This is a genomic window from Nocardioides antri (assembly GCF_008373765.1).
In the GTDB taxonomy this organism is placed as follows: Bacteria; Actinomycetota; Actinomycetes; order Propionibacteriales; family Nocardioidaceae; genus Nocardioides; species Nocardioides antri.
The window spans coordinates 64078-87337 of sequence record NZ_VUJW01000008.1; the positions used below are offsets into that span (position 1 = coordinate 64078).

Here is a 23260-nt window from a genome sequence, read left to right on the forward strand (position 1 = left end):
CCCCGGGGATTCCGCGGCGACCCGCAGGCACGCACCGGACGACCATGTCTCAGCAGGGTCAGCGGGCCGGAGCAGACTGCGGGTTCGCTGTGGTGACGACGGTGGGCGTCAGCCCTGCATCGGAGCGACGCCGGTGCGCGGACGGTCGGACGCGCGACGCGCCAGCAGCAGTCCGACGGTCATCAGCACGGCCCCGGTGACCACGATCTCGAGCTCCTCGCGGAGCCACGACGGGCCCGAGTCGGTGGCGAGGGCGTTCACCACGGCGGCGATCACCGCATACGACAGCACCCAGGCGACGATGCCGCCGACGGCACCCAGAACGCGCACGAGCACGTGCCGGCGGGACAGCAGGGCGACCCCGAGGCCGGCCATCCCGAGTGCCATCAGGGTGACCGCGGTGATGTACAGGATGGCGGTGAGGGTCTCGGGGAGCCCGGAAACGGCGCCGTCGGTCGCCGCGATCACGACGAACTTGAGGACCCAGCAGAGTCCGCCGGCAGCCAGGGCGGCGGCGGAGGCGCGGAAGAGCTTCGATGAAGTGTTCATGGCTCGACGCTAGGTACGCCGACGCCCGGGCACATCCACTGCCGGACGGGCTGTCGATCCACCGCAAGGTGGATCCGGCGACCGGTCGGCCGGTCTACCGTGGGCGGGTGAGCACCGTCCGAACCCGAGGCCGGGACGCGCTCGTCCTCGTGCTCGTCGTCGGCGTGCTGCTCGAGGTGTTGACCACCCACCAGGACGTCCCGCTGGAGCTGAGCGTCCCGGTCGCGCTGGCGATGACCGTTCCCCAGCTGTGGGGTGAGCGCCGACCGGTGCTGGTCGCCGCCATCGTGCTGGGGGCGTGGCTGCTCCAGGCACTGGTCGGTCGCTGGGGGTGGGCGCTGGAGCCCCAGTCCGAGCTGCTGCCGGTCTGTCTCGTCTTCTGGTCGCTCGGCGCCTACCTCCCGCGGCGGCAGGCGGTGTGGTCGTGCGTGGTCGCACTGGCGGCCGTCACCGCGCACAGTCCCTTCGACATGGCCGTGCTGGGACCGTTGATGGTCGGCGTGTTCGCCGGCGGCCGGTTGATGCACTCCCGTGAGCAGCTCGCCCGCCAGCTCGAGGCGGAACGGGCGCATGCCGAGCGGTACGCCGTGGCTGAGGAGCGCACCCGGATCGCCCGGGAGCTCCACGACGCCGTCGGCCACGCGATCTCGCTGATGACCATCCAGGCCGGAGCCGAACGGCTCGCGCTGGGCGACGACAGGCCGGAGACGGCCCGGGTGCTGACCCAGATCGAGCGCACCGGCCGGCAGACCATGCAGGAGATGCGTCGCCTCCTGGGCGTCCTGCGCACCGAGGATGAAGAGCCGGACCTGAGCCCCCAGCCCGGTCTCGCCCAGATCCCGGCCCTGGCCGAGCGCATGCGCCCGATCGGCCTCCGGGTGGACGTCGAGACCGAGGGCGAGCCGCGACCCGTCTCGCCGGGCGTCGACATCTCGGCGTACCGCGTCGTGCAGGAGGCGCTGACCAACGTGCTCAAGCACGCCGACGGGCGCCGGTCGCGCGTCCGCATCCGCTACCTGCCGCACTCGGTCGAGCTGGAGGTGACCGACGACGGCCGGGCCGCTCATGCCGCGCAGAACGGCGGCGGACACGGCCTTGCCGGGATGCGCGAGCGGGTCTCCCTGTACGGCGGCACGCTCGAGGCCGGACCGGTCCCGGACGGTGGCTGGCGCCTGCTCGCCCGGCTTCCGCTGGAGCCGGCGCCGTGACCGTCCGGTTGATCCTCGCTGACGATCAGCCGTTGGTCCGCGAGGGGCTGCGCAAGATCTTCGAGGCTGACCCTGAGCTCTCGGTCGTGGCCGACGTGGGCGACGGCCGGGCCGCGGTCGAGGCCGCCCGCCGGCTGCGTCCGGATGTCGTGGTCATGGACATCCGGATGCCGCACCTGGACGGCATCGAGGCGACCCGTCAGGTGGTCGCCGGTGGCGGCGGCCTGCCGCGGGTCCTGGTGCTGACCACGTTCGACCTGGACGAGTACGTCTTCGGTGCGCTGCGCGCGGGAGCCAGCGGGTTCCTCCTCAAGGACGCCGCACCGGAGGCGCTGATCTCCGCCGTGCACACCATCGCCAGCGGGGACGCACTGCTCGCCCCGGCCGTGACCCGCCTGGTCGTCGAGAAGTTCGCCGGCACGCGGGAGCCGAACCGGCACGCTGCAGCGCGGTTGGCCGAGCTGTCGGAGCGTGAGCGCGAGGTGCTGCTGCTGATGGTGGCCGGTCGCTCCAACCGGGAGATCGCCGCCGGGCTCTTCATCAGCGAGGCGACCGTGAAGACCCATGTGATGGCGGTGCTGCGCAAGGTCGGGCTCCGCGACCGGATCCAGGCGGTGATCTTCGGCTATGAGTCAGGGCTGGTGACGCCGGGTGGCTGAGAGGGCCCCTCGAGCGCGGACGTCTCACCGACCTGGCGTCAAACCGCCGCGGCCACCAGACTGGCCACCAGCACCAGCACCAGCACCAGCACCAGCACCAGCGGCAGGGAGACGACGGCCCCCGAGCGAGGTGCCCTGCCACAGCAGTCGCCGGTAGATTCACACCCGTGACCGATTCCGGGACGCCTACCGAGGAGATCGGGACCCCTCCCACCCACTGGGAGGCCGACGTCCTGCTGCGGGACGGGCGGACGGCCCACATCAGGCCGATCCGGGACGACGACGAGCAGCTGATGACCGAGTTCTACGCGCGGGTGTCGGACGAGTCGAAGTACTACCGGTTCTTCTCGCCGATGCCGAGGCTGTCGGAGCGCGACATTCGCCGGTTCACGCACGTCGACCACCGCGACCGGGTCGCCCTGGTCATGCTGCTCCAGGAGCGGATGATCGCCGTCGGCCGCTACGACGTGGTGGGACCGAACGAGGCCGAGGTCGCGTTCCTGGTCGAGGACCAGCACCAGGGCCGCGGGATCGGTCAGCTGCTGCTCGAGCACCTCGCCCAGGCGGGCCGCGAGCGCGGGGTCGAGCGGTTCACGGCCGAGGTGCTGCCCGACAACACCCGGATGATCCAGACGTTCCGCGACGCGGGCTACCGCGTCGCGAGCGGGTACGCCGACGGCGTGATCACCCTGGAGTTCCCGATCGACCCCACCGACACCGCGATCGGCGTGATGCACGACCGCGAGCACGTCGCGGAGTCGGCGTCGATCCACCGGTTCTTCAACCCGGCGTCGGTCGCGATCGTCGGCGCCAGCCGCCGGCAGGACACGATCGGCCAGCTGCTCGTGCGCAACCTCGTCAACGCCGACTTCACGGGCCGGGTCTACGTCGTGAACCCGTCGGCCAGCGCGGTGAGCGGCATGCCGGCGTACAAGTCCGTCAACGAGATCGCCGACGACGTCGACGTCGCGATCGTCGCCGTGCCCGCCGAGGCGGTGACCGATGTCGTGCTCGACTGCGCCGCGAAGGGCGTGCACGGCCTCATCGTGATCTCCTCGGGCTTCGCCGAGACCGGCGAGGAGGGCCGCCGCCGGCAGCGGCACCTGGTCGGCCTCTCCCGCTCCTACGGCCTGCGCCTGATCGGGCCCAACTGCCTCGGCGTGATCAACACCGACCCGGCGGTCTCGGTCAACGCCTCGCTGTCGTCCGTGATGCCCGCCCGCGGGCGGGCCGGGTTCTTCTGCCAGTCCGGTGCGCTCGGGTCCGCCATCCTGGAGAAGGTCAAGAACCGCGGGCTCGGCATCTCCACCTTCGTCAGCGCGGGCAACCGCGCCGACGTGTCCGGCAACGACCTGCTCCAGTACTGGGAGGAGGACGAGGCGACCGAGGTCGTGATGATGTACCTCGAGTCGATCGGCAACCCGCGCAAGTTCTCCCGGATCGCCCGGCGGGTGTCGCTCCGCAAGCCGATCGTCGCCGTCCGCTCGGGGCGTACGACGCAGGGTGTCCCGATGGGCCACACGGTGCGCCAGATCTCCGCTCCCCAGGCCGCGGTCGACGCGATGTTCCGCCAGGCCGGCATCATCCAGGTCGACACCCTCGAGGACATGTTCGACGTCGCCCAGCTGCTCGCGCACCAGCCGCTGCCGCGCGGCCGGCGGGTCGCGATCGTCGGCAACTCCGACGCGCTCGGGCTGCTGGCGGCCGACGCCGCCTCGGCGGTCGGCCTGGTCGTCAACCGCTCGGTCGCGCTCGGGTCCGACGCCACCGCGGAGGACTTCGAGGACGCGCTCGACGACGCGATCGACGACCCGGACGTCGACTCCGTGATCGCGGTCTACATCCCGCCGCTCAACGTGTCGGGCGACGAGGTCGCCAACGTCCTGGCCGCGGTGGGGGAGCAGTCCGACAAGCCGCTGGTCTCGTCGTTCCTCGGCGCCGAGGGCATCCCGGAGCTGCTGCGGGTGCCCGACGTCGCCGGCTCGACCGCCGGCCGGGGCTCCGTCCCGTCGTACCCCGCCGTGGAGGCGGCGGTGCGGGCGCTCGCCCGGGTCGTCGAGTACGCCGTGTGGCTGCGGAACCCCGAGAGCGTCCCCGCGGACCCGGGCGACGTGCAGCCACCGATCGCGAAGGCGATGGTCCAGCGGATCCTCCTCGACCGGCCGGAGGAGGTGGTGCTCGACCCCGCGCAGGTGGGCGAGCTGCTCGCGGCCTACGACATCGAGGTCTGGCCGACCATCCCCGTCGACACCCTCAAGGAGGCGCAGGGCGCCGCGAAGAGCCTCGGCTGGGACGTCGTGCTCAAGGCGACGCGCGAGGAGGTGCGCGAGCGCCCCGACCGCCAGCACGTGTGGCGCAACATCGACACCGCGAGCGAGATGCGGGAGGCCTGGCAGACGCTCAACCTGCTGGTCAAGGAGCCCGCTGACGCGGGCTTCGTGGTGCAGAAGAACGCGCCCGCCGGCGTGCCGATCTCGATCCGCTCCTTCGAGGACCCGTTGTTCGGGCCGGTGGTGTCGTTCGGCATCTCCGGGCCGATCATCGAGCTGCTGGGGGACTGGTCCTACCGGATCCCGCCGCTCGACGAGCGTGACGTCGCAGCGATGGTCCGGGAGGTCAAGAGCTCCCCGCTGCTCTTCGGCTACCGGGGCGCCGAGCCGGTCGACGTCGCCGCGATCGAGCAGCTCATCGCCAAGATCGCCCACCTCCAGAACGACCTCCCGGAGGTCAGCGCCCTCGAGCTGGACCTGGCGCTCGCGGGCCCCGCCGGGGTGACCGTGCTGCGGGCGAACGTCCGGCTGGCGCCCGTGCGCGATCCCCGCCCGGACTCGCTGGTGCGCCGACTCCCCGACGTGACCCAGACCCTGCCCGGGTGACCTCGCCGACGCGCCCTACGACGGCTCGGTCGGGCGTGACAGGATGCGAGCATGCCTGACCTCCGTGCCCGTACCTCCGAAGACCGGGACAGAGCCCGCGAGCTCCGGGAGGCGCTCGACCGCACCGGCTACTACCCGGAGGTCGTGGCGGACGCGGTGACCGAGGCGGTCGGTGGCGAGCAGGTCGTCTCGTTCTACGTCCACCACGAGCCCACGTTCGAGCGCGACGAGGTGCGCCGCCACCAGAGCGTGATCGTGCTGACCCCGACCCGGCTGATCCTGGCCCACACCGACGAGCACGCCGGCGACGACCTGCTGCCCGAGCCCTACACGTCCACGTCGACCGAGGCGGTCAACCTGAGCGCGGTCTCGTCGGTGGTCGTGACCCGGATGACGACCAACCCGACCGCCGGTCCCCGGCCGCCGGTCGAGGCGGTGCTCACGATCGGGTGGGGTGCCGTGCACCGGGTCGACCTCGAGCCGGCGGGCTGCAACGACCCGCAGTGCGAGGCCGACCACGGCTACACCGGGACCCTCTCGTCCGACGACTTCTCGCTCCGGGTGTCGGCGGCTGCCGACGGCTCTGACGCGGTCGGTGGCCTCCTCTCGTTCGCTGCGTCGCTGTCGGCGCGCACCCGCGGGTGAACGCCTCGGCATCGCCGGACGGCTTCTGCGAGCCGGCGTACGGCGACCGGTCGCTCGGTGACGTCGTCCCGGCCGTCGCCGCCGCGCTCGGACACTCGCTCGGCGACGTGCCGCGGGGACTCGACCTGCCCGGCGCGGCGTCGTACGTCGTCTTCCTGATCGACGGTCTCGGCGCCAACCTGCTGCTGCGGAACGCCGAGGCGGCGCCGTACCTCTCCTCGCTGCTCGGCGGCGCCACCATCGGCACGGCCGGCGTCCCGTCGACGACCTCGACCAGCCTCACCTCGCTCGGCACCGGGCTGGTGCCGGGCGGGCACGGCCTGGTCGGCTTCACCACCCGGGTGCCCGGCACCGAGGACCTGCTCAACGCGCTGGTCTGGGACGCCGACGTCGACCCGATGGAGTGGCAGCCGCACCAGACGACCTTCTCGAAGCTGAAGCTCGACGGCGTGCGGGTGAGCGTCGTCAACAAGCGGGAGTTCAACGGCAGCGGGCTGACCATGGCGGCCCATCGCGGCGCCGACTACGTGGGCGTCGACCGGGTCGGTGAGCGGATCGCGGCCGTGGTCGCCGCGTCCTCGGCGCGGCCGTCGCTGACCTACGTCTACGACGGCGACCTCGACTGGACCGGCCACCGCTGGGGCGTCGCCTCCAGCCACTGGCTCCAGCAGCTGGTCATGATCGACCGCGAGGCCGAGCAGCTCCGGGAGGCGCTGCCGAACGACCGGCGGCTGCTGATCGTCGCCGACCACGGCATGGTCGACGTGCCGCTCGAGGGACGGGTCGACGTCGCCGAGAGCCCAGGGCTGAGCGCGGGCGTCGCCCAGGTCGGCGGGGAGGCCCGGTTCCGGCACCTCTACTGCGTCGAGGGCGCCGCGCCCGACGTCGCCGACGCCTGGCGGGCGATCCTGGGCGACCAGGCGGAGGTGCTCACGCGCGCGGAAGTGATCGGCCGCGGCTGGTTCGGCCGGGTCGATCCCTCCGTCCTGCCGCGCATCGGCGACGTGGTGGTCGCCAGCCGGGGGAACACCGCGGTGCTCTCGACCGACGGGTTCCCCTACGAGCGCCGCCTGATCGGCATGCACGGCTCGCTCACCGACGACGAGATGTTGATCCCCCTTCTCGTGGACTGACCCACCGAACCTTTCCGGCGACTAGCGTCGTCAGGGTGGTTGAGCGGGGCGCGACGGGTCGCCCTCGGGAGTCGGAGGGACCATGGCTGCTCGCGACAGAGCCGCGTTCGCGGAGTTCGTCGCCGCCCGCTCGGGGGCGCTGCACCGCGCTGCGTACCTGATGGTCGGTGACGTCGGCCTCGCCCAGGACCTGGTCCAGGAGGCGTTGACCAAGACCTACGTCGCCTGGCCCCGGCTCCGCGACACCGGGAACGCCGAGGCCTACACCCGCAAGGCGATCACGACCACCGCGATCACGTGGTTCCGCAAGAAGAGCTGGTACGGCGAGCGCCCGGCCGACCACGTGCCCGACTCCACGGACGCCGGCCACGCCGACGCGGTCGCCGTACGCATGTCGCTGATGCAGGCCCTCGCCCAGCTGCCGCCCCGCCAGCGCGCGGTCGTCGTCCTCCGCTACTACGAGGACCTGACCGAGGCGCAGACGGCCTCGGTGCTCGGGTGCGCGGTCGGCACCGTCAAGAGCCAGGCCGCTGCTGCGCTCGGCAAGCTGCGCGCCCTCATGGGTGACCAGATCGACCTCTCCGACCTGATCAGCACCGAGGAGGTGCCGGCATGACCGAGCAGCTCAAGACCCTCATGGACCGCGAGGCGGACCGCGACTTCGCCGTCGTCGACCTCGACGCGATCACCGCCGCGGGTGACCGGACGGTGCGCCGGCGCCGGGTGGCAACCGGTGTCGCCGGGGTCGCCGCACTTGCTGTCGTGGTCACGGGTGCGGCCCTGCTCGGCGGCGACGGCGACCGGAGGACCGACTTCGTCGACACCCCGTTCCGGACCGACGTCCCGATGTGGACCGAGGGCAGCACGCTCCATCTCCCCGACGGGACCGTCGACCTCGGGGTGCCCGTGGTCACGCTCGTGCGGACGAGCGCGGGGATCGTCTTCCAGGGCGAGGACAACGGCATTTACCGCTACAGCGGCTCGGATCCGGTGCGGATCGGAACTGTCAGTGGTGGCGAGGATGAGATGGACCTCCCTGGCCTGGTCGGCGACGCCGACGGCACCTTGGTGGGCTGGGTGGACGACTCCGGCTCCAAGCCGGCGTTCGTCGTCTACGACGTCGGAACCGGCGCGGAGGAGCGCTACGACGAACACACCGACGCCGCCATGAAGGGCGGCGAGATCCCCGACGTCGCGTTCTTCATGGCGATCGACGGTCACACGGCCTACTGGCTGGATCGGCGCGGCACCGTGGCGACCGACCTCGAGACCGGAGCCGTGCGGGTCCTCGGTGGACCGGACGCGCCGACCTACGTCGTGGACGCCGAGTCCGGGCTCAGCCTGCACTGGGCCGAGGACGAGGCCGGGGGGGACCTCGGCACTGACGTCGTCGACAGCGGCGGCAACGTCGTCCTCGGGTGGCGTGACGCCGGCAGCCTCGGCACGCTCTCGCCCGACGGAGGCTGGGGAGCGGGGCTCGAGAGGGCGACGGTCGTGGACATCGGGTCAGGGGAGCAGCACCCCATCGAGACCGGCTATGACGGCGATGCGGTCGGCTACGACTGGCTCGACGGCGACACGCTGATGGTGGTCGGGGAGGTCGACGACGACGACGAGATCGTGCTGCTGCAGTGTGAGGTGCCCACGGGGGGCTGCTCCGATGTCTCCACGCTTCAGCTGACCGGCAGTCGAGTGGCTCTTCCAGCGCCGTCCCTCCTCGGAGTGGTCAGCTTCGGCGGCGAGGAGTCGGAGTTCTCCGAGTCCTCCGAGATCGCCGTCGAGTCGAGCGCCAGCGCCGAGCCCGACGAGTAGATCTGGCATCCTTCCCGCGTGGCGGAACTGACCTTCTGGACGGGCACGATGGACGCGGGGAAATCGACGCTCGCCCTGCAGACCAACCACAACCACGCCGCGCGCGGCCGGGTCGGCCGGCTCTACACCTCCCACGACCGCGCGGGTGTGGCGAGGGTGTCGTCGCGGCTCGGCCTCACCGTCGAGGCGAGCGAGGTCACGCCCGACTTCGACTTCTGGCGTACGACGGTCGACGCCCTCACCCAGGGCGCGCGGATCGACTACTTCGTCTGCGACGAGGCGCAGTTCTACACGCGTGAGCAGATCGACCAGCTGGCCAAGGTCGTCGACGAGCTCCAGATCGACGTCTTCTGCTTCGGGATCCTCACCGACTTCCGGACCCGGCTGTTCGAGGGGTCGGCGCGGCTCGTCGAGCTGGCCGACCGCACCGAGGTGCTGCAGGTCGAGGCGCTGTGCTGGTGCGGCAAGCGGGCCACCCACAACGCGCGCACCGAGGACGGCGTGATGGTGACCGAGGGCGAGGTGATCGTGGTCGGCGACGTCGACGTGCCGGTCGACGAGCCGACCGTCGTCTCCTACGAGGTGCTCTGCCGCCAGCACCACCGTCGTGGTCTCACTGCGGCACGCGCGCGGGCGGTCTCGCTCGCCCCCGACCCGCTGCCGTTCGGCTGACCACCGCTTTACTGGGGGCATGACCGACCTGAGGATCCCGCGCGACCGGGACGCCGACTACTCCGCAGCCGCGATCAAGGCCCGCCAGGAGCTGGTCCGCAGCCGCACCGACAGCACGCTCGAGCACGTCGGCAGCTACTCGCTGGACCCGGCCGCGCTCCCCGGCAACATCGAGAACTTCCTCGGCGTCGCGCAGGTGCCGATCGGCCTCGCCGGGCCCCTCCTCGTCAACGGCGAGCACGCGCAGGGGGAGTTCCTGGTCCCGCTGGCGACGACCGAGGGGACGCTGGTGGCGTCGTACAGCCGGGGCATGAAGCTGTGCCGCGAGGCCGGCGGCATCACCACGACGGTGCTCGACGACAAGATGCAGCGCGCCCCGGTGTTCAGCTTCGACAGCGCGCGCGAGGCGAGGACGTTCGCGGCGTGGCTCGACGAGAACTTCGAGCCGATCGCCGCTGCGGCGCAGACCACGACGACCTCCGGGAAGCTGGTCGAGATCCAGAAGTTCTCGGTCTCCAAACTGCTCTACACCCGGTTCAACTACACGACGGGCGACGCGGCCGGGCAGAACATGACCGGCAAGGCGACGTTCGCGGCCTGCGCCTGGATCAAGCAGAACTACCCGGGCGAGCTGCACTTCCTCCTCGAGGGGCAGTTCGCGACAGACAAGAAGACCTCGGTCGTCAACATGCTCCACACCCGCGGCAAGCGGGTGGTCGCCGAGATCACGCTGCCGGCCGCGCTGGTCGAGGAGCAGATGCACGTCAGCACCGACAAGCTCTACGCCGCCCGCATGCGCGGCCAGCTCGGCGCGATCATGTCGGTGACCAACAACAACGGCAACCACTCCGCCAACGGCATCACCGCGATCTTCATCGCCACCGGGCAGGACGTCGCCAACGTCGCGGAGAGCTCGGCGCTCTACGGCTTCTCCGAGCTCCTGCCCAACGGCGACTTCTACGCCTCGGTCACGCTGCCGTCGCTCATCATCGCGACGTACGGCGGCGGCACGGGACTGGCCACGCAGCGCGAGTGCCTGGAGATCATGGACTGCTACGGGTCCGGCAAGGTGCGCAAGCTGGCCGAGATCATCGCTGCCACGGTGCTCGCCGGCGAGCTGTCGCTGGGCTCGGCCGTGGTGGCGGAGGAGTGGGTGCAGGCCCACGACGATCTCGGTCGCAACCGGCCTTGAGCCCCGCATAGGGTGCAGGGCATGCACCCCCTGCTGCTGCCGAGCGACCTGCCCTACCAGCTGCCGCGCTTCGCCGACTTCACCGACGACGACTTCGCCCCGGCCATCGACGAGGGCATGGCCGCCCAGCGGGAGGCGGTCGCCGCGATCACCGCCGATCCCGATCCGGCGACGTTCGACAACACCCTCGTGCCACTGGAGAGGAGCGGCGAGGGCCTGGCGCGGGTGCTCCGCGTCTTCGGCAACAAGGCGAGCGCCGACACCAACGAGAGGATCGACGAGCTCAGGGCGTCGTACGCCCCCAAGCTGGCCGCGCACTCCGACGCGATCGCCCTCGACCCCGCGCTCTACGAGCGGCTGCTCGCGGTCCACGAGCAGCGGGAGACGCTGGACCCGGAGGCGCGCTACCTGGTGGAGCGCTACGTCGTCGAGTTCACGCTCGCCGGGGCCGCGCTCGAGGAGGACGACAAGGCCCGGCTGCGCAAGCTCAACGAGCAGATCTCGGCGCAGGAGACGGCGTTCGAGATCACGCTGCAGGCCGACACCAACGACCTCGCGGTCGTGATCGACGACGAGGCGGACCTCGACGGCCTGACGCCGGGCGAGGTCTCGGCGGCGGCCGCCGCTGCCGCATCGCGCGGCCTCGAGGGCAAGTGGCTGCTGACCCTGGTGCTGCCGACCGCGCACCCGCACCTCGCGGCGCTCACCGACCGCGACGTGCGCCGTCGCCTGTCGGAGGCGCAGCGGTCGCGGGGGAGTCGGGGCGGTGCCCACGACACCCGCCAGATCGCGCTCGACATCCTGCGGCTGCGCGCCGAGCGGGCCCTGCTGCTCGGCTTCGCCAACCACGCGGAGCTGGTCACGAAGGACAACACCGCCGGCACCCCGGCCGCCGTCCGCGAGATGCTCGCCCGGCTCGCCGCTCCCGCTGCCGGCAACGCCCGGCGCGAGCAGGCCGCGCTGTCGGCGCAGGCCGGCTTCCCGGTCGAGGCGCACGACTGGCCCTACTACGCCGAGCAGGTCCGCGCCGCGGAGTACGACGTCGACCTGGCCGCACTGCGACCGTGGTTCGAGGCGGAGCGGGTGCTGCAGGAGGGCGTGTTCTTCGCCGCCAACCGGCTCTACGGGCTCACCTTCGCCGAGCGGCCGGACCTCGACGGCTACCACCCCGACGTGCGGGTGTTCGAGGTGAAGGAGGAGACCGGCACGCCGGTCGGTCTCTACCTCCTCGACCTCTACACCCGCGACTCCAAGCGCGGCGGCGCGTGGATGAGCAGCTTCGTCAGCCGCTCGGAGCTCGCCGGCACCGATACCGCGGTCGTCTACAACAACCTCAACGTGCCGAAGCCCGCCCCGGGCGAGGCCACGCTGCTGACCTACGACGAGACCCGCACGCTGTTCCACGAGTTCGGCCACGCGCTGCACGGCCTGCTGGCCCGCGCGACGTACCCCCGCTTCGCCGGCACGGCCGTGTTCCGCGACTTCGTCGAGTACCCCTCGCAGGTCAACGAGATGTGGATGCTGTGGCCGGAGGTGCTGGCCAACTACGCCGTGCACCACGAGACCGGCGAGCCGATCCCGGCCGACGTGATCGAGCGGATCGAGGCGTCCTCCACGTTCAACGAGGGCTTCAAGACCAGCGAGTACCTCGCGGCCGCACTCCTCGACCTCGCCTGGCACGAGCTCGGCCCCGACCAGGTGCCGACCGACCCCGAGGACGTGCTGAGGTTCGAGGCCGAGGCGCTGGCCGCGGTGGGGCTCGACAACCCGGCGGTCCCCACCCGCTACTCCACGCCGTACTTCGCCCACAGCATGAGCTCGGGCTACGCCTCCGCCTACTACTCCTACATCTGGAGCGAGGTGCTCGACGCGGACACCGTCCGGTGGTTCGAGGAGAACGGCGGCCTCACCCGTGAGAACGGCGACCTCTACCGGAAGTACGTCATCGGCATCGGGGGCACCAAGGACCCGCTGGCGTCGTACGACGAGTGGCGAGGCCGCCCGGCGCCCATCGAGCCGCTGCTGGAGCGCCGCGGGCTGGTGTGACTCAGCGGGCGGGGCGGACCCGCAGGATCCGGTCCGTCCCGCCGTCGTTCGACGTGGTGACGAGGAGCGACCCGCGGTAGGCGGTCACGCCGCGGAGGCGGCCGAAGTCGCGCAACCGCTCCGGGGCGCGGGTCCACCGGAGGCGGCCGGCGTCGTCGAACTTGGCGAACATCAGTCGCTGGCCGGCGAGGCAGCCCACCGCGAGCGCGCCGCCGTAGCCACCCCAACCGCGTCCCCGGACGAACGCCGCACCCGACGTGGCGATGGTCGGGCTGCCCGAGCTCCACCGGGCGCCCCACTGGCGCCCCGGCAGCGAGAAGTCGGTCATCGGCACCGACTCGTCGTAGCCGGGCCCCGGGTCCCAGCCGAAGTTGCGGCCGCGGCCGAGCCGGTTGATCTCGTCGTCTCGGGAGGTGCCGTGCTCGACCGACCACAGCGTGCCGTCGCGGCGCTGGGCGAGTCCCTGCACGTTGCGGTGGCCGTAGGTGAAGACGTAGCGCTTCTTCCGATTGTCGGCGCCCGCGAAGGGGTTGGTCGGCCAGGGGCGTCCGGTGCCGGGATCCAGACGCAGCGTCTTGCCGCCGAGCGAGCGGAGGTTCTGCGGGTTGGAGCTGACCGCGGCGTCGCCGGTGCCGACCAGCAGCGCGCCGTTGCGGGCGATCAGGAGGCGGCAGCCGCCGTGCCGCCCGGTCACGGTGGGCAGTCCCTTGACGAGCACGTCCGGGCGGCCGACGGCGGTGATGCCCGGGTCCAGCGTCCACGCGATGACCCGGATGTCCTTGTCGCCGCCCGGCAGCTTCCAGCCCTGGCAGGTGTAGATCCGGCGGTTCTCGGCGAAGCCGGGGTCGATCGCGAGCCCCATCAGCCCGGTCTCGCCCGACACCCACACGCGCCGGCTCGGGAACCCGATCCGCCGCGTGCCGCCGTCGGCCTGCAGCAGCGTCAGGCTTGCCCGGTCCCGCTGGGTGAAGAGGAAGCGGCCCTCACCGATCGGGCGCACGTCCCACGGGACGTCCAGACCGCGCGCCATCGTGGTGACCCGGAGCGCGGGCAATGCACGACGGGCACCGTCGTCCCTGAGCTTCGCGCCCTGCTCCGCATCGGAACGGGGCCGGAGCTTCAGGTACGACGCGCTCGCGGCGCTCGGGAGGAGCGCGGCGAGCAGGACGAGAGCGACGAAGGTGACACCGAGCTTGCGCATGGCGCCACGTTACGTGGGCCGGGGCACCCGAGGAACGGCTCCCTCAGAAGGTGTGCTCGGGGCCGGGGAACGCTCCTGACTTCACGTCCGAGTCGTAGGCCCTGGCGGCGTCGAGCAGGACCGACCGCACGTCGGCGTACCGCTTCACGAAGCGCGGCATCCGTCCGGTGCGCAGCCCGAACGCGTCCTGCCACACCAGCACCTGGCCGTCGCACTCCTTGCCGGCGCCGATGCCGATGGTGGAGATCTCCAGCTTGCGGGTGATCTCGGCCGCGACGTCGCCGGGGACCATCTCCATGACGACGGCGAAGGCGCCTGCCTCCTGCACGGCCTCCGCGTCGCGAAGCAGGCGCTCGGCGGCGTCGCCACGGCCCTGCACCCGATAGCCGCCGAGGGCGTGCTCGGACTGCGGGGTGAACCCGATGTGGGCCATGACCGGGATGCCGCCGCGGGTCATCCGCTCGATCTGGGGCGCCATCTCGACGCCGCCCTCGAGCTTCACGCAGTGGGCGCCGCCCTCCTTCATGAAGCGCACCGCGGTGAGGTACGCCTGCTCCGGGGACGCCTGGTAGGACCCGAACGGCAGGTCGCCGACGACCATCGCCCGCTCGACGGCACCGCTGACGGCCCGGGTGAGCGGGATCAGCTCGTCGACCGTGATCGGCAGCGAGGTGGTGTTGCCGAGGACGTTGTTGGAGGCGCTGTCGCCGACCAGCAGGATCTCCACCCCGGCCTCGTCGAAGATCTGTGCCGTCAGCTGGTCATAGCTGGTGAGCATCGAGAAGCGCTCCCCACGCGCCTTCATCTCCCGCAGGTGGTGGGTCCGGATCCGCTTGATCGTGGGTCCGTACGGCGCGGTTTCCTCGCTCATCGTCGAGCTCCTCATCTGTATCTCGCAGCCCGCCTGGTGCGGGTCCACGGACGTTGTCAGGAACAACGACGAGGCTAGACCCGGAACGACCCGGCGTGCGCTGTGTGCTGCGTCACCCGGCTGCTGCGTCGGCCGCCGCCTCGAGCTCGGCGACCACGATCCGGCGCATCCGCAGCATCGCCTCGGTGGCGGCCCGCGCGCGGGCCGGGTCGGGATCGGACACCAGCTCGTAGAGCCGGGTCGGGACGATCTGCCAGGACACGCCGAACCGGTCCTTGAGCCAGCCGCACACCGACTCCTGGCCGCCGTCGACCAGCGCGTCCCAGTAGTAGTCGACCTCGGACTGGTCGCGGCACGCGATCGAGAACGAGATCGCCTCGCTGAACCCGAACTCCGCCGGCCCCCCGTTGATCCCCCGGAAGGTCAGCCCGTCGAGCGTGAACTCACCGGCCATCACGCGGCCCGGCTCGCCAGGACCGGCGGCGTTGTAACGCGTCAGGTGCCCGATCGAGGAGTTCGGGAAGATGCCCGTGTAGAACCGGGCCGCGTCCTCGAGGTCGTCGTCGAACCAGAGGCACGGGGCGATGGTGGTGGAGCCGGTGGTGGAGATCGTCATAGCGGTGTCGACCGGCCCGCGGCGTCGTACTCATCGCGGGACCGATCCCTAGACTCGCCCCGTGGACTTCTACTCGGCCTATGCCCACGGCTTCGCGCGGGTGGCGGCATGCACCGTTCCCGTCGCCATCGCGGACCCGGAGACCAACGCGGCGCGGACCATCGAGCAGGTCCGGGAGCTGCACGAGCAGGGCGTCGCGGTGGCGGTGTTCCCCGAGCTCGGCCTGACCGGCTACGCCGTGGACGACCTGTTCCTGCAGGACACCCTGCTGGCGGCGGTCCACGACGCGATCGGGGAGCTCGTGACGGCGTCCGCGGCGCTGCGACCGGTGATCGTCGTCGGGGCGCCGCTGGAGCACGGCAGCCGGGTGCTCAACTGCGCCGTGGTCATCCACGGTGGTCGGGTCCTCGGGGTGGCGCCGAAGTCCTACCTGCCGACCTACCGGGAGTTCTACGAGCGGCGCTGGTTCGGTCCCGGCGACGAGTTCCGGGGCGAGGAGATCCGGGTCGCCGGGTGCGACGTCCCACTCGGCCCCGACCTGATCTTCGCCGCCGGTGACGTGCCCGGCCTGAACCTCCATGTCGAGGTCTGCGAGGACATGTGGGTGCCGATCCCGCCGAGCGCGGAGGCCGCCCTGGCCGGCGCCACGGTGCTCGTCAACATCTCCGGCAGCCCGATCACGATCGCCCGCGCCGAGGACCGCAAGCTGCTGGCGCGGAGCGCCAGCTCACGCTGCTCGGCTGCCTACGTCTACGCCGCCGCCGGCCAGGGGGAGTCGACCACCGACCTCTCCTGGGACGGCCAGACCCTGGTCTACGAGTGCGGTGAGCTGCTCGGCGAGAGCGAGCGGTTCCCCGACGGACCGCGGGCGACGGTGGTCGACGTGGACCTCGACCGGCTGCGCCAGGAACGGTTGCGGCAGGGGACCTTCGACGACAACCGCCGGGGCGCCGGGATCGACGGCGCTGAGTTCCGTCGGGTCGACTTCGAGCTGTCGCCGCCGGCCGGCGACATCGGGCTGATGCGCAAGGTCGACCGCTACCCCTTCGTCCCCGACGACCCGGCCCGGCTGGCCCTGGACTGCTACGAGGCCTACAACATCCAGGTCTCGGGCCTGGAGCAGCGGCTCGCGGCCATCGGGCAGCCGAAGGTCGTGATCGGCGTGAGCGGCGGCCTGGACTCGACCCACGCGCTGATCGTCGCGGCGAAGGCGATGGACCGGCTCGGACGGCCGCGCAGCGACATCCACGCGTTCACGATGCCGGGCTTCGCGACCGGCGACACGACGAAGTCCTACGCCACCCGGCTCTCGACCGCGCTCGGCTGCACCTTCGCCGAGATCGACATCAAGCCGGCGGCCGAGCAGATGCTGAAGGACCTCGACCACCCCTACAGCGAGGGCGACGCCGTCTACGACATCACCTTCGAGAACGTGCAGGCGGGGCTGCGCACCGACTACCTGTTCCGGCTCGCCAACCACCGCGGCGGCATCGTGCTCGGCACGGGCGACCTGTCCGAGCTCGCCCTCGGCTGGTGCACCTACGGCGTCGGGGACCAGATGTCGCACTACAACGTCAACGCCGGCGTGCCCAAGACCCTGATCCAGCACCTGATCCGGTGGGTGATCGACAGCAGCCAGCTCCACGACGGGCAGCCCGGACATGCTGGCGACGAGGACAATGTCGTCCTGCGGGAGATCCTCGAGCAGGAGATCACGCCCGAGCTGATCCCGACCGAGGAGGGCGGGAAGCCGCAAGCGACCGAGGACTCGGTCGGGCCCTACGCGCTGCAGGACTTCACGCTCTACCACGTCATCCGGCGCGGCTACCGCCCGAGCAAGATCGCCTTCCTCGCCTGGCACGCGTGGAAGGACCCGGCGGCAGGGGAATGGCCGCCGGGGTTCCCGGAGGCGGCGCGGACGTCGTACGACCTCCCCGCCGTGCGGAAGTGGCTCGAGGTCTTCGTGAAGCGTTTCTTCGCCAGCCAGTTCAAGCGGTCGGCGCTCCCGAACGGCCCCAAGGTGAGCGCGGGCGGGACCATGTCACCGCGCGGCGACTGGCGGATGCCGTCCGACGCCAGCGCGGCGGCATGGCTGGCCGAGCTCGAGGCGAACGTCCCTAGCTGACCGGGCCTACCTCCCGGTCGCGGTCGCCGTGGGCCATCCGCGCCATCGCGAAGCAGCACAGGGCGAGGGCGATCATCCCGAACACGAGGTGCGCGGCCCCGTCGACCCACATCAGGTTGACGGCGAGCAGGGCGATGGCGAGGCCGAGCAGGTCGCCGCCGATGTGCGGCGCGACCGCGACGCACACAGCAAGGGCGATCATCACGACGCCGACCCACAGGATCAGGTCGCTCGCGGTGCCGGGGAAGGCGTCGTTCGCCCAGGACGCGACGTGGGCCTCCCACGCGACGCCCATGAAGTCGAAGATCATGTCGACGCCCCAGACCAGGGGCAGCGCGATGAACGTGAGCCACAGGGTCAGGCGGCCCTTGCGGTCGGCCGTGATCTCGGAGAAGTGCGTCAGGTCGTGCAGCTCCTCACGCATGTCGTGCAGCAGGTCGTCCTGCCGGTGCATGGTGACCATGGTGTTTCCCTTTCTCGAGCGGTCTCTTTGTAAGAGACGTCGTCTTTGACGGTAGACCTGGGACGCTCTTTGGGCAAGACTTCTGTCCGGTAGAGAGGGTTGGAGGGAGCAGGCGATGGACGAGGCGTTCGGGCGGCGCGCGGCGACCGTGGCGGCCCTGGCAGACCCGCTGCGACGGGCGCTCTACCGGTTCGTGGCCGAGCAGCCCGGCGCCGTGAGCCGTGACCAGGCGGCAGAGGGGGTCGAGGTCCCACGGCACACCGCCAAGTTCCACCTGGACCGGCTCGTCGACGAGGGGCTGCTGGTCGCGGAGTTCCGGCGGCTCACCGGCCGCACCGGTCCCGGAGCCGGCCGCCCGGCCAAGCTCTACCGACGGGCGCGCAAGGAGGTGTCGGTCAGCCTTCCCAGCCGCCGCTACGACCTCGCCGGTCAGGTCCTGGCCGACGCCGTCGAGCGGGCGCTGGACGGCACGCCGATGGCAGCGGCACTGGACGACGCCGCCGAGGCCGCGGCCCGGACCGTCGCGACGTCGTACAGCGACGCGCCGTCGGTCACCGAGACCCTGTCCCGCCTCGGCTACGAGCCGCGTGACGAGGACGGCGTCCGGCTCGGCAACTGCCCTTATGACCGGCTGGCCGCCGACCACGCCGAGCTCGTCTGCTCGGTCAACCACCGGTTCGTGGCGAGCCTCTGCTCGGTGCTCGGAAGCGACGACCGGGTCCGGCGCACCGCGACCGGTCCCGGGCCCCGGGGCTGCTGCGTCAGGATCGAGACGAAGGACCCCGCGGCGACCCCCTAGGCTCTCCCCATGGGCAAGCAGGAAGACTTCGTTCTCCGCGCTCTCGAGGAGCGTGACGTCCGGTTCGTGCGGCTGTGGTTCACCGACGTGCTCGGGTTCCTCAAGTCGGTCGCGGTCGCGCCGGCCGAGCTCGAGGGCGCGTTCGCCGAGGGCATCGGGTTCGACGGCTCGGCGATCGAGGGCTTCGCCCGGGTCTACGAGTCCGACATGCTCGCCAAGCCGGATCCGGCCACCTTCCAGATCCTGCCGTGGCGGGGTGAGGGCCCGGCGACCGCGCGCATGTTCTGCGACATCGTGATGCCGGACGGTTCGGCGTCGTTCGCCGATCCCCGCAACGTGCTCAAGCGGACGCTCAGCAAGGCGGGGGAGCAGGGGTTCACGTTCTACACGCACCCCGAGATCGAGTTCTACCTCTTCAAGGACGACCCGCAGCCCGGCGTCGAGCCGGTGCCGATCGACCGCAGCGGCTACTTCGACCACGCCGCGCACTCCGACGGCTCCGACTTCCGCCGCGAGGCCATCACCATGCTCGAGGCGATGGGCATCTCGGTGGAGTTCAGCCACCACGAGGGCGGGCCCGGCCAGCAGGAGATCGACCTGCGCTACGCCGACGCGCTGTCGACGGCCGACAACATCATGACCTTCCGCACCGTCATCCGGGAGGTTGCGCTGAGCCAGGGCATCTGGGCGACGTTCATGCCCAAGCCCTTCACCGAGCAGCCGGGCTCCGGCATGCACACCCACCTGTCGCTGTTCGAGGGTGACCAGAACGCCTTCTACGAGGCCGGCGCCGAGTACCAGCTGTCCAAGATCGGTCGCCAGTTCATCGCCGGGGTGCTCCACCACGCCGGCGAGATCAGCGTCGTCACGAACCAGTGGGTCAACTCCTACAAGCGGATGATGTTCGGCGGCGAGGCTCCGTCGTACGTCTGCTGGGGCCACAACAACCGCTCGGCGATGATCCGCGTGCCGATGTACAAGCCGCTCAAGGGACAGTCCACCCGCGTCGAGCTGCGCACGATCGACGCCGCCTGCAACCCCTACCTCGCGTTCGCGGCCGTGCTCGCGGCGGGCCTCAAGGGCATCCAGCAGGGCTACGACCTGCCACGGGAGGCCGAGGACGACGTCTGGGCGCTCTCGGAGGCCGAGCGGCGCAGCCTCGGCATCGCCCCGCTGCCCAAGAACCTCAACGAGGCGATCGAGATCGCAGAGCGCTCCGAGCTCCTCGCCGAGACGCTGGGGGAGCAGGTCTTCGACTACTTCCTCCGCAACAAGCGGGCCGAGTGGGACGAGTACCGCGGCCAGGTCTCGGCGTTCGAGCGCGACCGCATGCTCCCGGTCCTCTGAGACGCCCGGTCGCTACGGTGACCGCATGAATCGGGCGACGCTGCGCGGCGAGGTGCTCAAGCAGGGCTTCGCCGACGCCGACCGCGCGCTCGAGGAGCTGGCCGAGCTCGGGGCGACCGGCCGGGAGCTGGTCGCGATCCTGGGCCGGTCGGCCGAGCCGGGCGCCGCCCTGACGTCGCTGGTCCGCCTCGCCGACGCCGTCGACGACCGCGACGAGCTGCTGGGTGCCCTCGCGGCCGACGAGGGTACGGCGATGCGGCTGCTCGGGGTCCTCGGCGCGAGCGCCGCTCTCGCCGATCACCTGGTCGCGCACCCCGACCACTGGCGGGTCCTCACCGACCCGACGCTGGGCACCAGTCGGCCCGCGGCCTGGGCGATCCGGGCCGCGCTGATCGAGGCCGTCGGCGCCGACCCGCACACGCCCGAGCCGGTCGCCACACTGCCGGAGGCGCAGGCCGTGGACGCGCTCCGGGTGGCTTACCGCCGGCTGCTGCTGCCCCTCGCCGCGCGCGACCTGACCCACCAGGCCGGCGTGGACGACGTCGCGGCCGAGCTCTCCGACCTCGCGGCCGGCACGCTCGACGCCGCACTGTCGGTCGCTCGGGCGTCCCTCGGCGAGGCGGCCCACTCGGTACGCCTCGCCGTGATCGCGATGGGCAAGTGCGGTGGCCACGAGCTCAACTACGTCTCCGACGTCGACGTCATCTTCGTGCACGCCCCTCGCGAGGAGGGTGCCGACGAGACGGCCGCTGCCCGGACCGCCGCCAAGCTGGCCGCGCACCTGATGCAGATCTGCTCTGCCCACACCAGCGAGGGCACCATCTGGCCCGTCGACGCCGCGCTCCGCCCCGAGGGGAAGGCAGGCGCGCTCAGTCGGACGATCACCGGGCACCGCGGCTACTACGAGCGCTGGGCGGAGGCGTGGGAGTTCCAGGCCCTGCTCAAGGCGCGGCCGGTGGCCGGTGACCTCGAGCTCGGACGGGAGTTCGTGGAGATGGTCTCGCCGATGGTCTGGTCGGTGGCGGACCGGGAGGGTTTCGTCGACGCCGCCCGGGCCATGCGCCGCCGCGTGATCGAGCACATCCCCGCCAAGGAGGCGGACCGTCAGCTCAAGCTCGGGGTCGGCGGCCTGCGCGACGTGGAGTTCGCCGTCCAGCTGCTCCAGCTCGTCCACGGACGGGCGGACGAGCGGATCCGCATGTCGGCGACGCTCAGCGCGCTCGCCGAGCTGACCCGGGCCGGCTACGTCGGGCGCGAGGACGGCGATGCGCTCCACCACGCCTACGCATTCCTCCGCCAGCTCGAGCACCGCATCCAGCTGCACCGGCTGCGTCGTACCCACCTCGTCCCGGACGACGAGGCCTCGCTCCGCCGGCTGGGGCGCAGCCTCGGCTTCCTCAAGGAGCCCGACGCCCGGCTGATCCGCACCTGGCAGCACCACCGCCGCGAGGTCAGCCGGCTGCACCAGAAGCTCTTCTACCGCCCGCTGCTCTCCGCCGTCGCCCGGATCTCCGGTGACGAGGCGCGGCTGTCGTCGGAGGCGGCGCGTGCCCGGCTCGCCGCTCTCGGGTACGCCGACCCCGCCGCTGCGCTGCGCACCCTCGAGTCGATGACGTCCGGGGTCACCCGCACCGCCAACATCCAGCGCGCCCTGCTCCCCGCGATGCTGCAGTGGTTCGCCGAGGGTGCCGACCCCGACGCCGGCCTGTTCGGCTTCCGGCGGATCAGCGAGGCGCTGGGCCGCACGCCGTGGTTCCTCACCACCCTGCGCGACGAGGGCGAGATCGCGGAGCGGCTGGCCCACCTGCTGGCCACCTCGCGCTACTGCTCGGACCTGCTCGAGCGGGAGCCGCAGGGGATCAAGCTGCTCGGCGGCGACCTCGCGCCCAAGACGTCCGAGGCGCTGACGGAGGAGATGCTTGCGACCGGCAGGCGGCAGGGTGACCCGGACCGCGCGATCAAGGCCGTCCGCGCCGTGCGCCGCCGCGAGCTCCTGCGGACCGCCGCCGGCGACGTGCTCGGCCTCATCGACGTCGCCGATGTCGGCAATGCCCTCTCCCGCATCACCGACGCGACGCTCGAGGCGACGCTGGCGGTGGTGGAGGACGCGGTCCGGGCGCAGCGGGGGCTCGCCGCCGCCCCGACCCGGCTCGCGATCGTGGCGATGGGCCGCTACGGCGGGTTCGAGCTGTCCTACGGCAGCGACGCCGACGTGCTGTTCGTGCACGACCCGCTCGACGGCGTCGACCAGCACGAGGCGGCGTCGTACGCCAAGGCCGTCGCCGAGGAGGTACGCCGCACGCTGGCGCTGCCCGGGGGCGACCCGCCGCTCGTCGTCGACGCCGACCTGCGGCCGGAGGGCAAACAGGGAGCGCTGGTCCGCAGCCTCGACTCCTACGCGGCCTACTACGCGAAGTGGTCGAAGGTGTGGGAGGCGCAGGCGCTGCTGCGGGCCGATGCCGTCGTCGGCGACCGAGAGCTCCGCGACCGGTTCACCACGCTGATCGACCCGCTGCGCTACCCGCCGTCCGGCCTCGCGGAGGACGACGTCATCGAGGTCCGCCGGATCAAGGCGCGGGTGGACCAGGAGCGGCTGCCCCGAGGTGCGGACCCCTCGCTGCACCTCAAGCTCGGCCGCGGCGGGCTGGCCGACATCGAGTGGACGGTGCAGCTCCTGCAGCTGCGGCACGGCGCGGAGGTCGCGGGGCTCCGCACCACGCAGACCCTGTCCGCCCTCGCCTCCGCCGCCGAGGCAGGTCTCCTCACGCGGGACGACGCGGAGGTGCTGGCCACTGCCTGGCGCACGGTCAGCAGGGTGCGGAACGCCGCCACCCTGGCCCGCGGGAAGCCCGTCGACCAGATGCCGCGGCCGTCCCGGGAACGCCGCGCGGTGGCCGGGATCCTGGGCTATCCCCTGGACCAGTCCGACGCCATGGTCAACGACTATCTGCGCGTCACACGGCGTGCCCGAGCCGTCGTGGATCGCGTTTTCTGGGAATGATTGTTGGGTCCCGAGGGGGATGACCTGTTCCCGGATCGGGTGTGT

General features: G+C 71.7%; 19 protein-coding genes. 14 read left to right on the forward strand and 5 right to left on the reverse strand.

Annotated elements, in window-relative coordinates; genetic code table 11:
- Nucleotides 1-108 precede the first annotated feature (108 nt).
- Nucleotides 109-549, reverse strand: a complete 441-nt coding sequence (locus tag F0U47_RS13450; RefSeq protein WP_149750990.1) for a hypothetical protein — start codon at nt 547-549, stop codon at nt 109-111.
- A gap of 107 nt (nt 550-656) precedes the next feature.
- On the opposite strand from F0U47_RS13450, the gene F0U47_RS13455 reads away from it, so the two are divergent.
- From F0U47_RS13455 to F0U47_RS13500, 10 genes are all read left to right on the forward strand, one after another.
- The gene (locus F0U47_RS13455; protein WP_188111347.1) at nt 657-1757 is read left to right on the forward strand and encodes a sensor histidine kinase; all 1101 of its coding nucleotides are present in this window, start codon (nt 657-659) and stop codon (nt 1755-1757) included.
- The gene (locus tag F0U47_RS13460; protein WP_149750992.1) at nt 1754-2416 is read left to right on the forward strand and encodes a response regulator; all 663 of its coding nucleotides are present in this window, start codon (nt 1754-1756) and stop codon (nt 2414-2416) included. Before F0U47_RS13455 ends, F0U47_RS13460 begins: the two co-directional genes overlap by 4 nt.
- Nucleotides 2417-2583: 167 nt before the next feature.
- Nucleotides 2584-5292, forward strand: coding sequence for a bifunctional acetate--CoA ligase family protein/GNAT family N-acetyltransferase (locus tag F0U47_RS13465; protein ID WP_149750993.1), 2709 nt, complete (start codon nt 2584-2586; stop codon nt 5290-5292).
- A 51-nt stretch (nt 5293-5343) separates the two neighbouring features.
- The gene (locus tag F0U47_RS13470; protein WP_149750994.1) at nt 5344-5937 is read left to right on the forward strand and encodes a DUF5998 family protein; all 594 of its coding nucleotides are present in this window, start codon (nt 5344-5346) and stop codon (nt 5935-5937) included.
- Nucleotides 5934-7070 (forward strand): alkaline phosphatase family protein, encoded by a 1137-nt coding sequence (locus F0U47_RS13475; protein WP_149750995.1) that lies wholly within the window; start codon nt 5934-5936, stop codon nt 7068-7070. The genes F0U47_RS13470 and F0U47_RS13475 overlap by 4 nt, the downstream gene beginning before the upstream one ends.
- Before the next feature lie 82 nt (nt 7071-7152).
- On the forward strand, nt 7153-7686 hold the full coding sequence (locus F0U47_RS13480; protein ID WP_149750996.1) for a SigE family RNA polymerase sigma factor: 534 nt from the start codon (nt 7153-7155) through the stop codon (nt 7684-7686).
- The gene (locus F0U47_RS13485; protein WP_149750997.1) at nt 7683-8882 is read left to right on the forward strand and encodes a hypothetical protein; all 1200 of its coding nucleotides are present in this window, start codon (nt 7683-7685) and stop codon (nt 8880-8882) included. The genes F0U47_RS13480 and F0U47_RS13485 overlap by 4 nt, the downstream gene beginning before the upstream one ends.
- An 18-nt stretch (nt 8883-8900) precedes the next feature.
- Entirely contained in the window at nt 8901-9554 is a 654-nt protein-coding gene (locus F0U47_RS13490; protein WP_149750998.1) for a thymidine kinase, read from the forward strand.
- 19 nt (nt 9555-9573) lie between these two features.
- Nucleotides 9574-10746, forward strand: a complete 1173-nt coding sequence (locus tag F0U47_RS13495; RefSeq protein ID WP_149750999.1) for a hydroxymethylglutaryl-CoA reductase — start codon at nt 9574-9576, stop codon at nt 10744-10746.
- 21 nt (nt 10747-10767) lie between these two features.
- Nucleotides 10768-12792 carry a M3 family metallopeptidase gene (locus tag F0U47_RS13500; RefSeq protein WP_149751000.1) on the forward strand — a complete coding sequence of 675 codons (2025 nt, stop codon included), beginning with the start codon at nt 10768-10770 and terminating at the stop codon, nt 12790-12792.
- Between the two features lies 1 nt (nt 12793).
- On the opposite strand, the gene F0U47_RS13505 is transcribed toward F0U47_RS13500, so the two are convergent.
- The 3 genes from F0U47_RS13505 to F0U47_RS13515 form a co-directional block, all read right to left on the reverse strand.
- Nucleotides 12794-13993 (reverse strand): PQQ-dependent sugar dehydrogenase, encoded by a 1200-nt coding sequence (locus tag F0U47_RS13505; RefSeq protein ID WP_149751001.1) that lies wholly within the window; start codon nt 13991-13993, stop codon nt 12794-12796.
- 43 nt (nt 13994-14036) lie between these two features.
- Nucleotides 14037-14864: a 3-methyl-2-oxobutanoate hydroxymethyltransferase gene (gene panB, locus F0U47_RS13510; protein WP_149751002.1), complete on the reverse strand. Its 828-nt coding sequence runs from the start codon at nt 14862-14864 to the stop codon at nt 14037-14039.
- Nucleotides 14865-14976: 112 nt separating this feature from the next.
- The gene (locus F0U47_RS13515) at nt 14977-15480 is read right to left on the reverse strand and encodes a VOC family protein (protein WP_149751003.1); all 504 of its coding nucleotides are present in this window, start codon (nt 15478-15480) and stop codon (nt 14977-14979) included.
- 61 nt (nt 15481-15541) lie between these two features.
- Here F0U47_RS13515 and F0U47_RS13520 point away from each other — a divergent pair, with 61 nt between their 5' ends.
- A complete protein-coding gene (locus F0U47_RS13520; protein WP_149751004.1) occupies nt 15542-17605 on the forward strand; it encodes an NAD(+) synthase in 2064 nt (687 codons plus the stop codon).
- Here the strand turns inward: F0U47_RS13520 and F0U47_RS13525 are convergent.
- Entirely contained in the window at nt 17598-18068 is a 471-nt protein-coding gene (locus F0U47_RS13525; protein WP_149751005.1) for a hypothetical protein, read from the reverse strand. The two genes, F0U47_RS13520 and F0U47_RS13525, sit on opposite strands and share 8 nt — an antisense overlap.
- 115 nt (nt 18069-18183) lie before the next feature.
- On the opposite strand from F0U47_RS13525, the gene F0U47_RS13530 reads away from it, so the two are divergent.
- The 3 genes from F0U47_RS13530 to F0U47_RS13540 are packed head-to-tail and all read left to right on the forward strand — an operon-like array spanning nt 18184 to nt 23215.
- Nucleotides 18184-18867 (forward strand): helix-turn-helix transcriptional regulator, encoded by a 684-nt coding sequence (locus F0U47_RS13530; protein WP_149751006.1) that lies wholly within the window; start codon nt 18184-18186, stop codon nt 18865-18867.
- A 9-nt stretch (nt 18868-18876) separates the two neighbouring features.
- Nucleotides 18877-20214 (forward strand): glutamine synthetase family protein, encoded by a 1338-nt coding sequence (locus tag F0U47_RS13535; RefSeq protein WP_149751007.1) that lies wholly within the window; start codon nt 18877-18879, stop codon nt 20212-20214.
- Nucleotides 20215-20239: 25 nt separating this feature from the next.
- Nucleotides 20240-23215, forward strand: coding sequence for a bifunctional [glutamine synthetase] adenylyltransferase/[glutamine synthetase]-adenylyl-L-tyrosine phosphorylase (locus tag F0U47_RS13540; protein ID WP_149751008.1), 2976 nt, complete (start codon nt 20240-20242; stop codon nt 23213-23215).
- Nucleotides 23216-23260: the final 45 nt, after the last annotated feature.

Excerpts from the sequence above, each read along its gene's own strand:
- F0U47_RS13450 (WP_149750990.1), bottom strand. The coding sequence starts at position 549 with ATGAACACTTCATCGAAGCTCTTCCGCGCCTCCGCCGCCGCCCTGGCT.
- F0U47_RS13470 (WP_149750994.1), top strand. The coding sequence starts at position 5,344 with ATGCCTGACCTCCGTGCCCGTACCTCCGAAGACCGGGACAGAGCCCGC.
- F0U47_RS13480 (WP_149750996.1), top strand. The coding sequence starts at position 7,153 with ATGGCTGCTCGCGACAGAGCCGCGTTCGCGGAGTTCGTCGCCGCCCGC.
- F0U47_RS13485 (WP_149750997.1), top strand. The coding sequence starts at position 7,683 with ATGACCGAGCAGCTCAAGACCCTCATGGACCGCGAGGCGGACCGCGAC.
- F0U47_RS13495 (WP_149750999.1), top strand. The coding sequence starts at position 9,574 with ATGACCGACCTGAGGATCCCGCGCGACCGGGACGCCGACTACTCCGCA.
- F0U47_RS13500 (WP_149751000.1), top strand. The coding sequence starts at position 10,768 with ATGCACCCCCTGCTGCTGCCGAGCGACCTGCCCTACCAGCTGCCGCGC.
- F0U47_RS13505 (WP_149751001.1), bottom strand. The coding sequence starts at position 13,993 with ATGCGCAAGCTCGGTGTCACCTTCGTCGCTCTCGTCCTGCTCGCCGCG.
- panB (WP_149751002.1), bottom strand. The coding sequence starts at position 14,864 with ATGAGCGAGGAAACCGCGCCGTACGGACCCACGATCAAGCGGATCCGG.
- F0U47_RS13515 (WP_149751003.1), bottom strand. The coding sequence starts at position 15,480 with ATGACGATCTCCACCACCGGCTCCACCACCATCGCCCCGTGCCTCTGG.
- F0U47_RS13525 (WP_149751005.1), bottom strand. The coding sequence starts at position 18,068 with ATGGTCACCATGCACCGGCAGGACGACCTGCTGCACGACATGCGTGAG.
- F0U47_RS13530 (WP_149751006.1), top strand. The coding sequence starts at position 18,184 with ATGGACGAGGCGTTCGGGCGGCGCGCGGCGACCGTGGCGGCCCTGGCA.
- F0U47_RS13535 (WP_149751007.1), top strand. The coding sequence starts at position 18,877 with ATGGGCAAGCAGGAAGACTTCGTTCTCCGCGCTCTCGAGGAGCGTGAC.
- F0U47_RS13540 (WP_149751008.1), top strand. The coding sequence starts at position 20,240 with ATGAATCGGGCGACGCTGCGCGGCGAGGTGCTCAAGCAGGGCTTCGCC.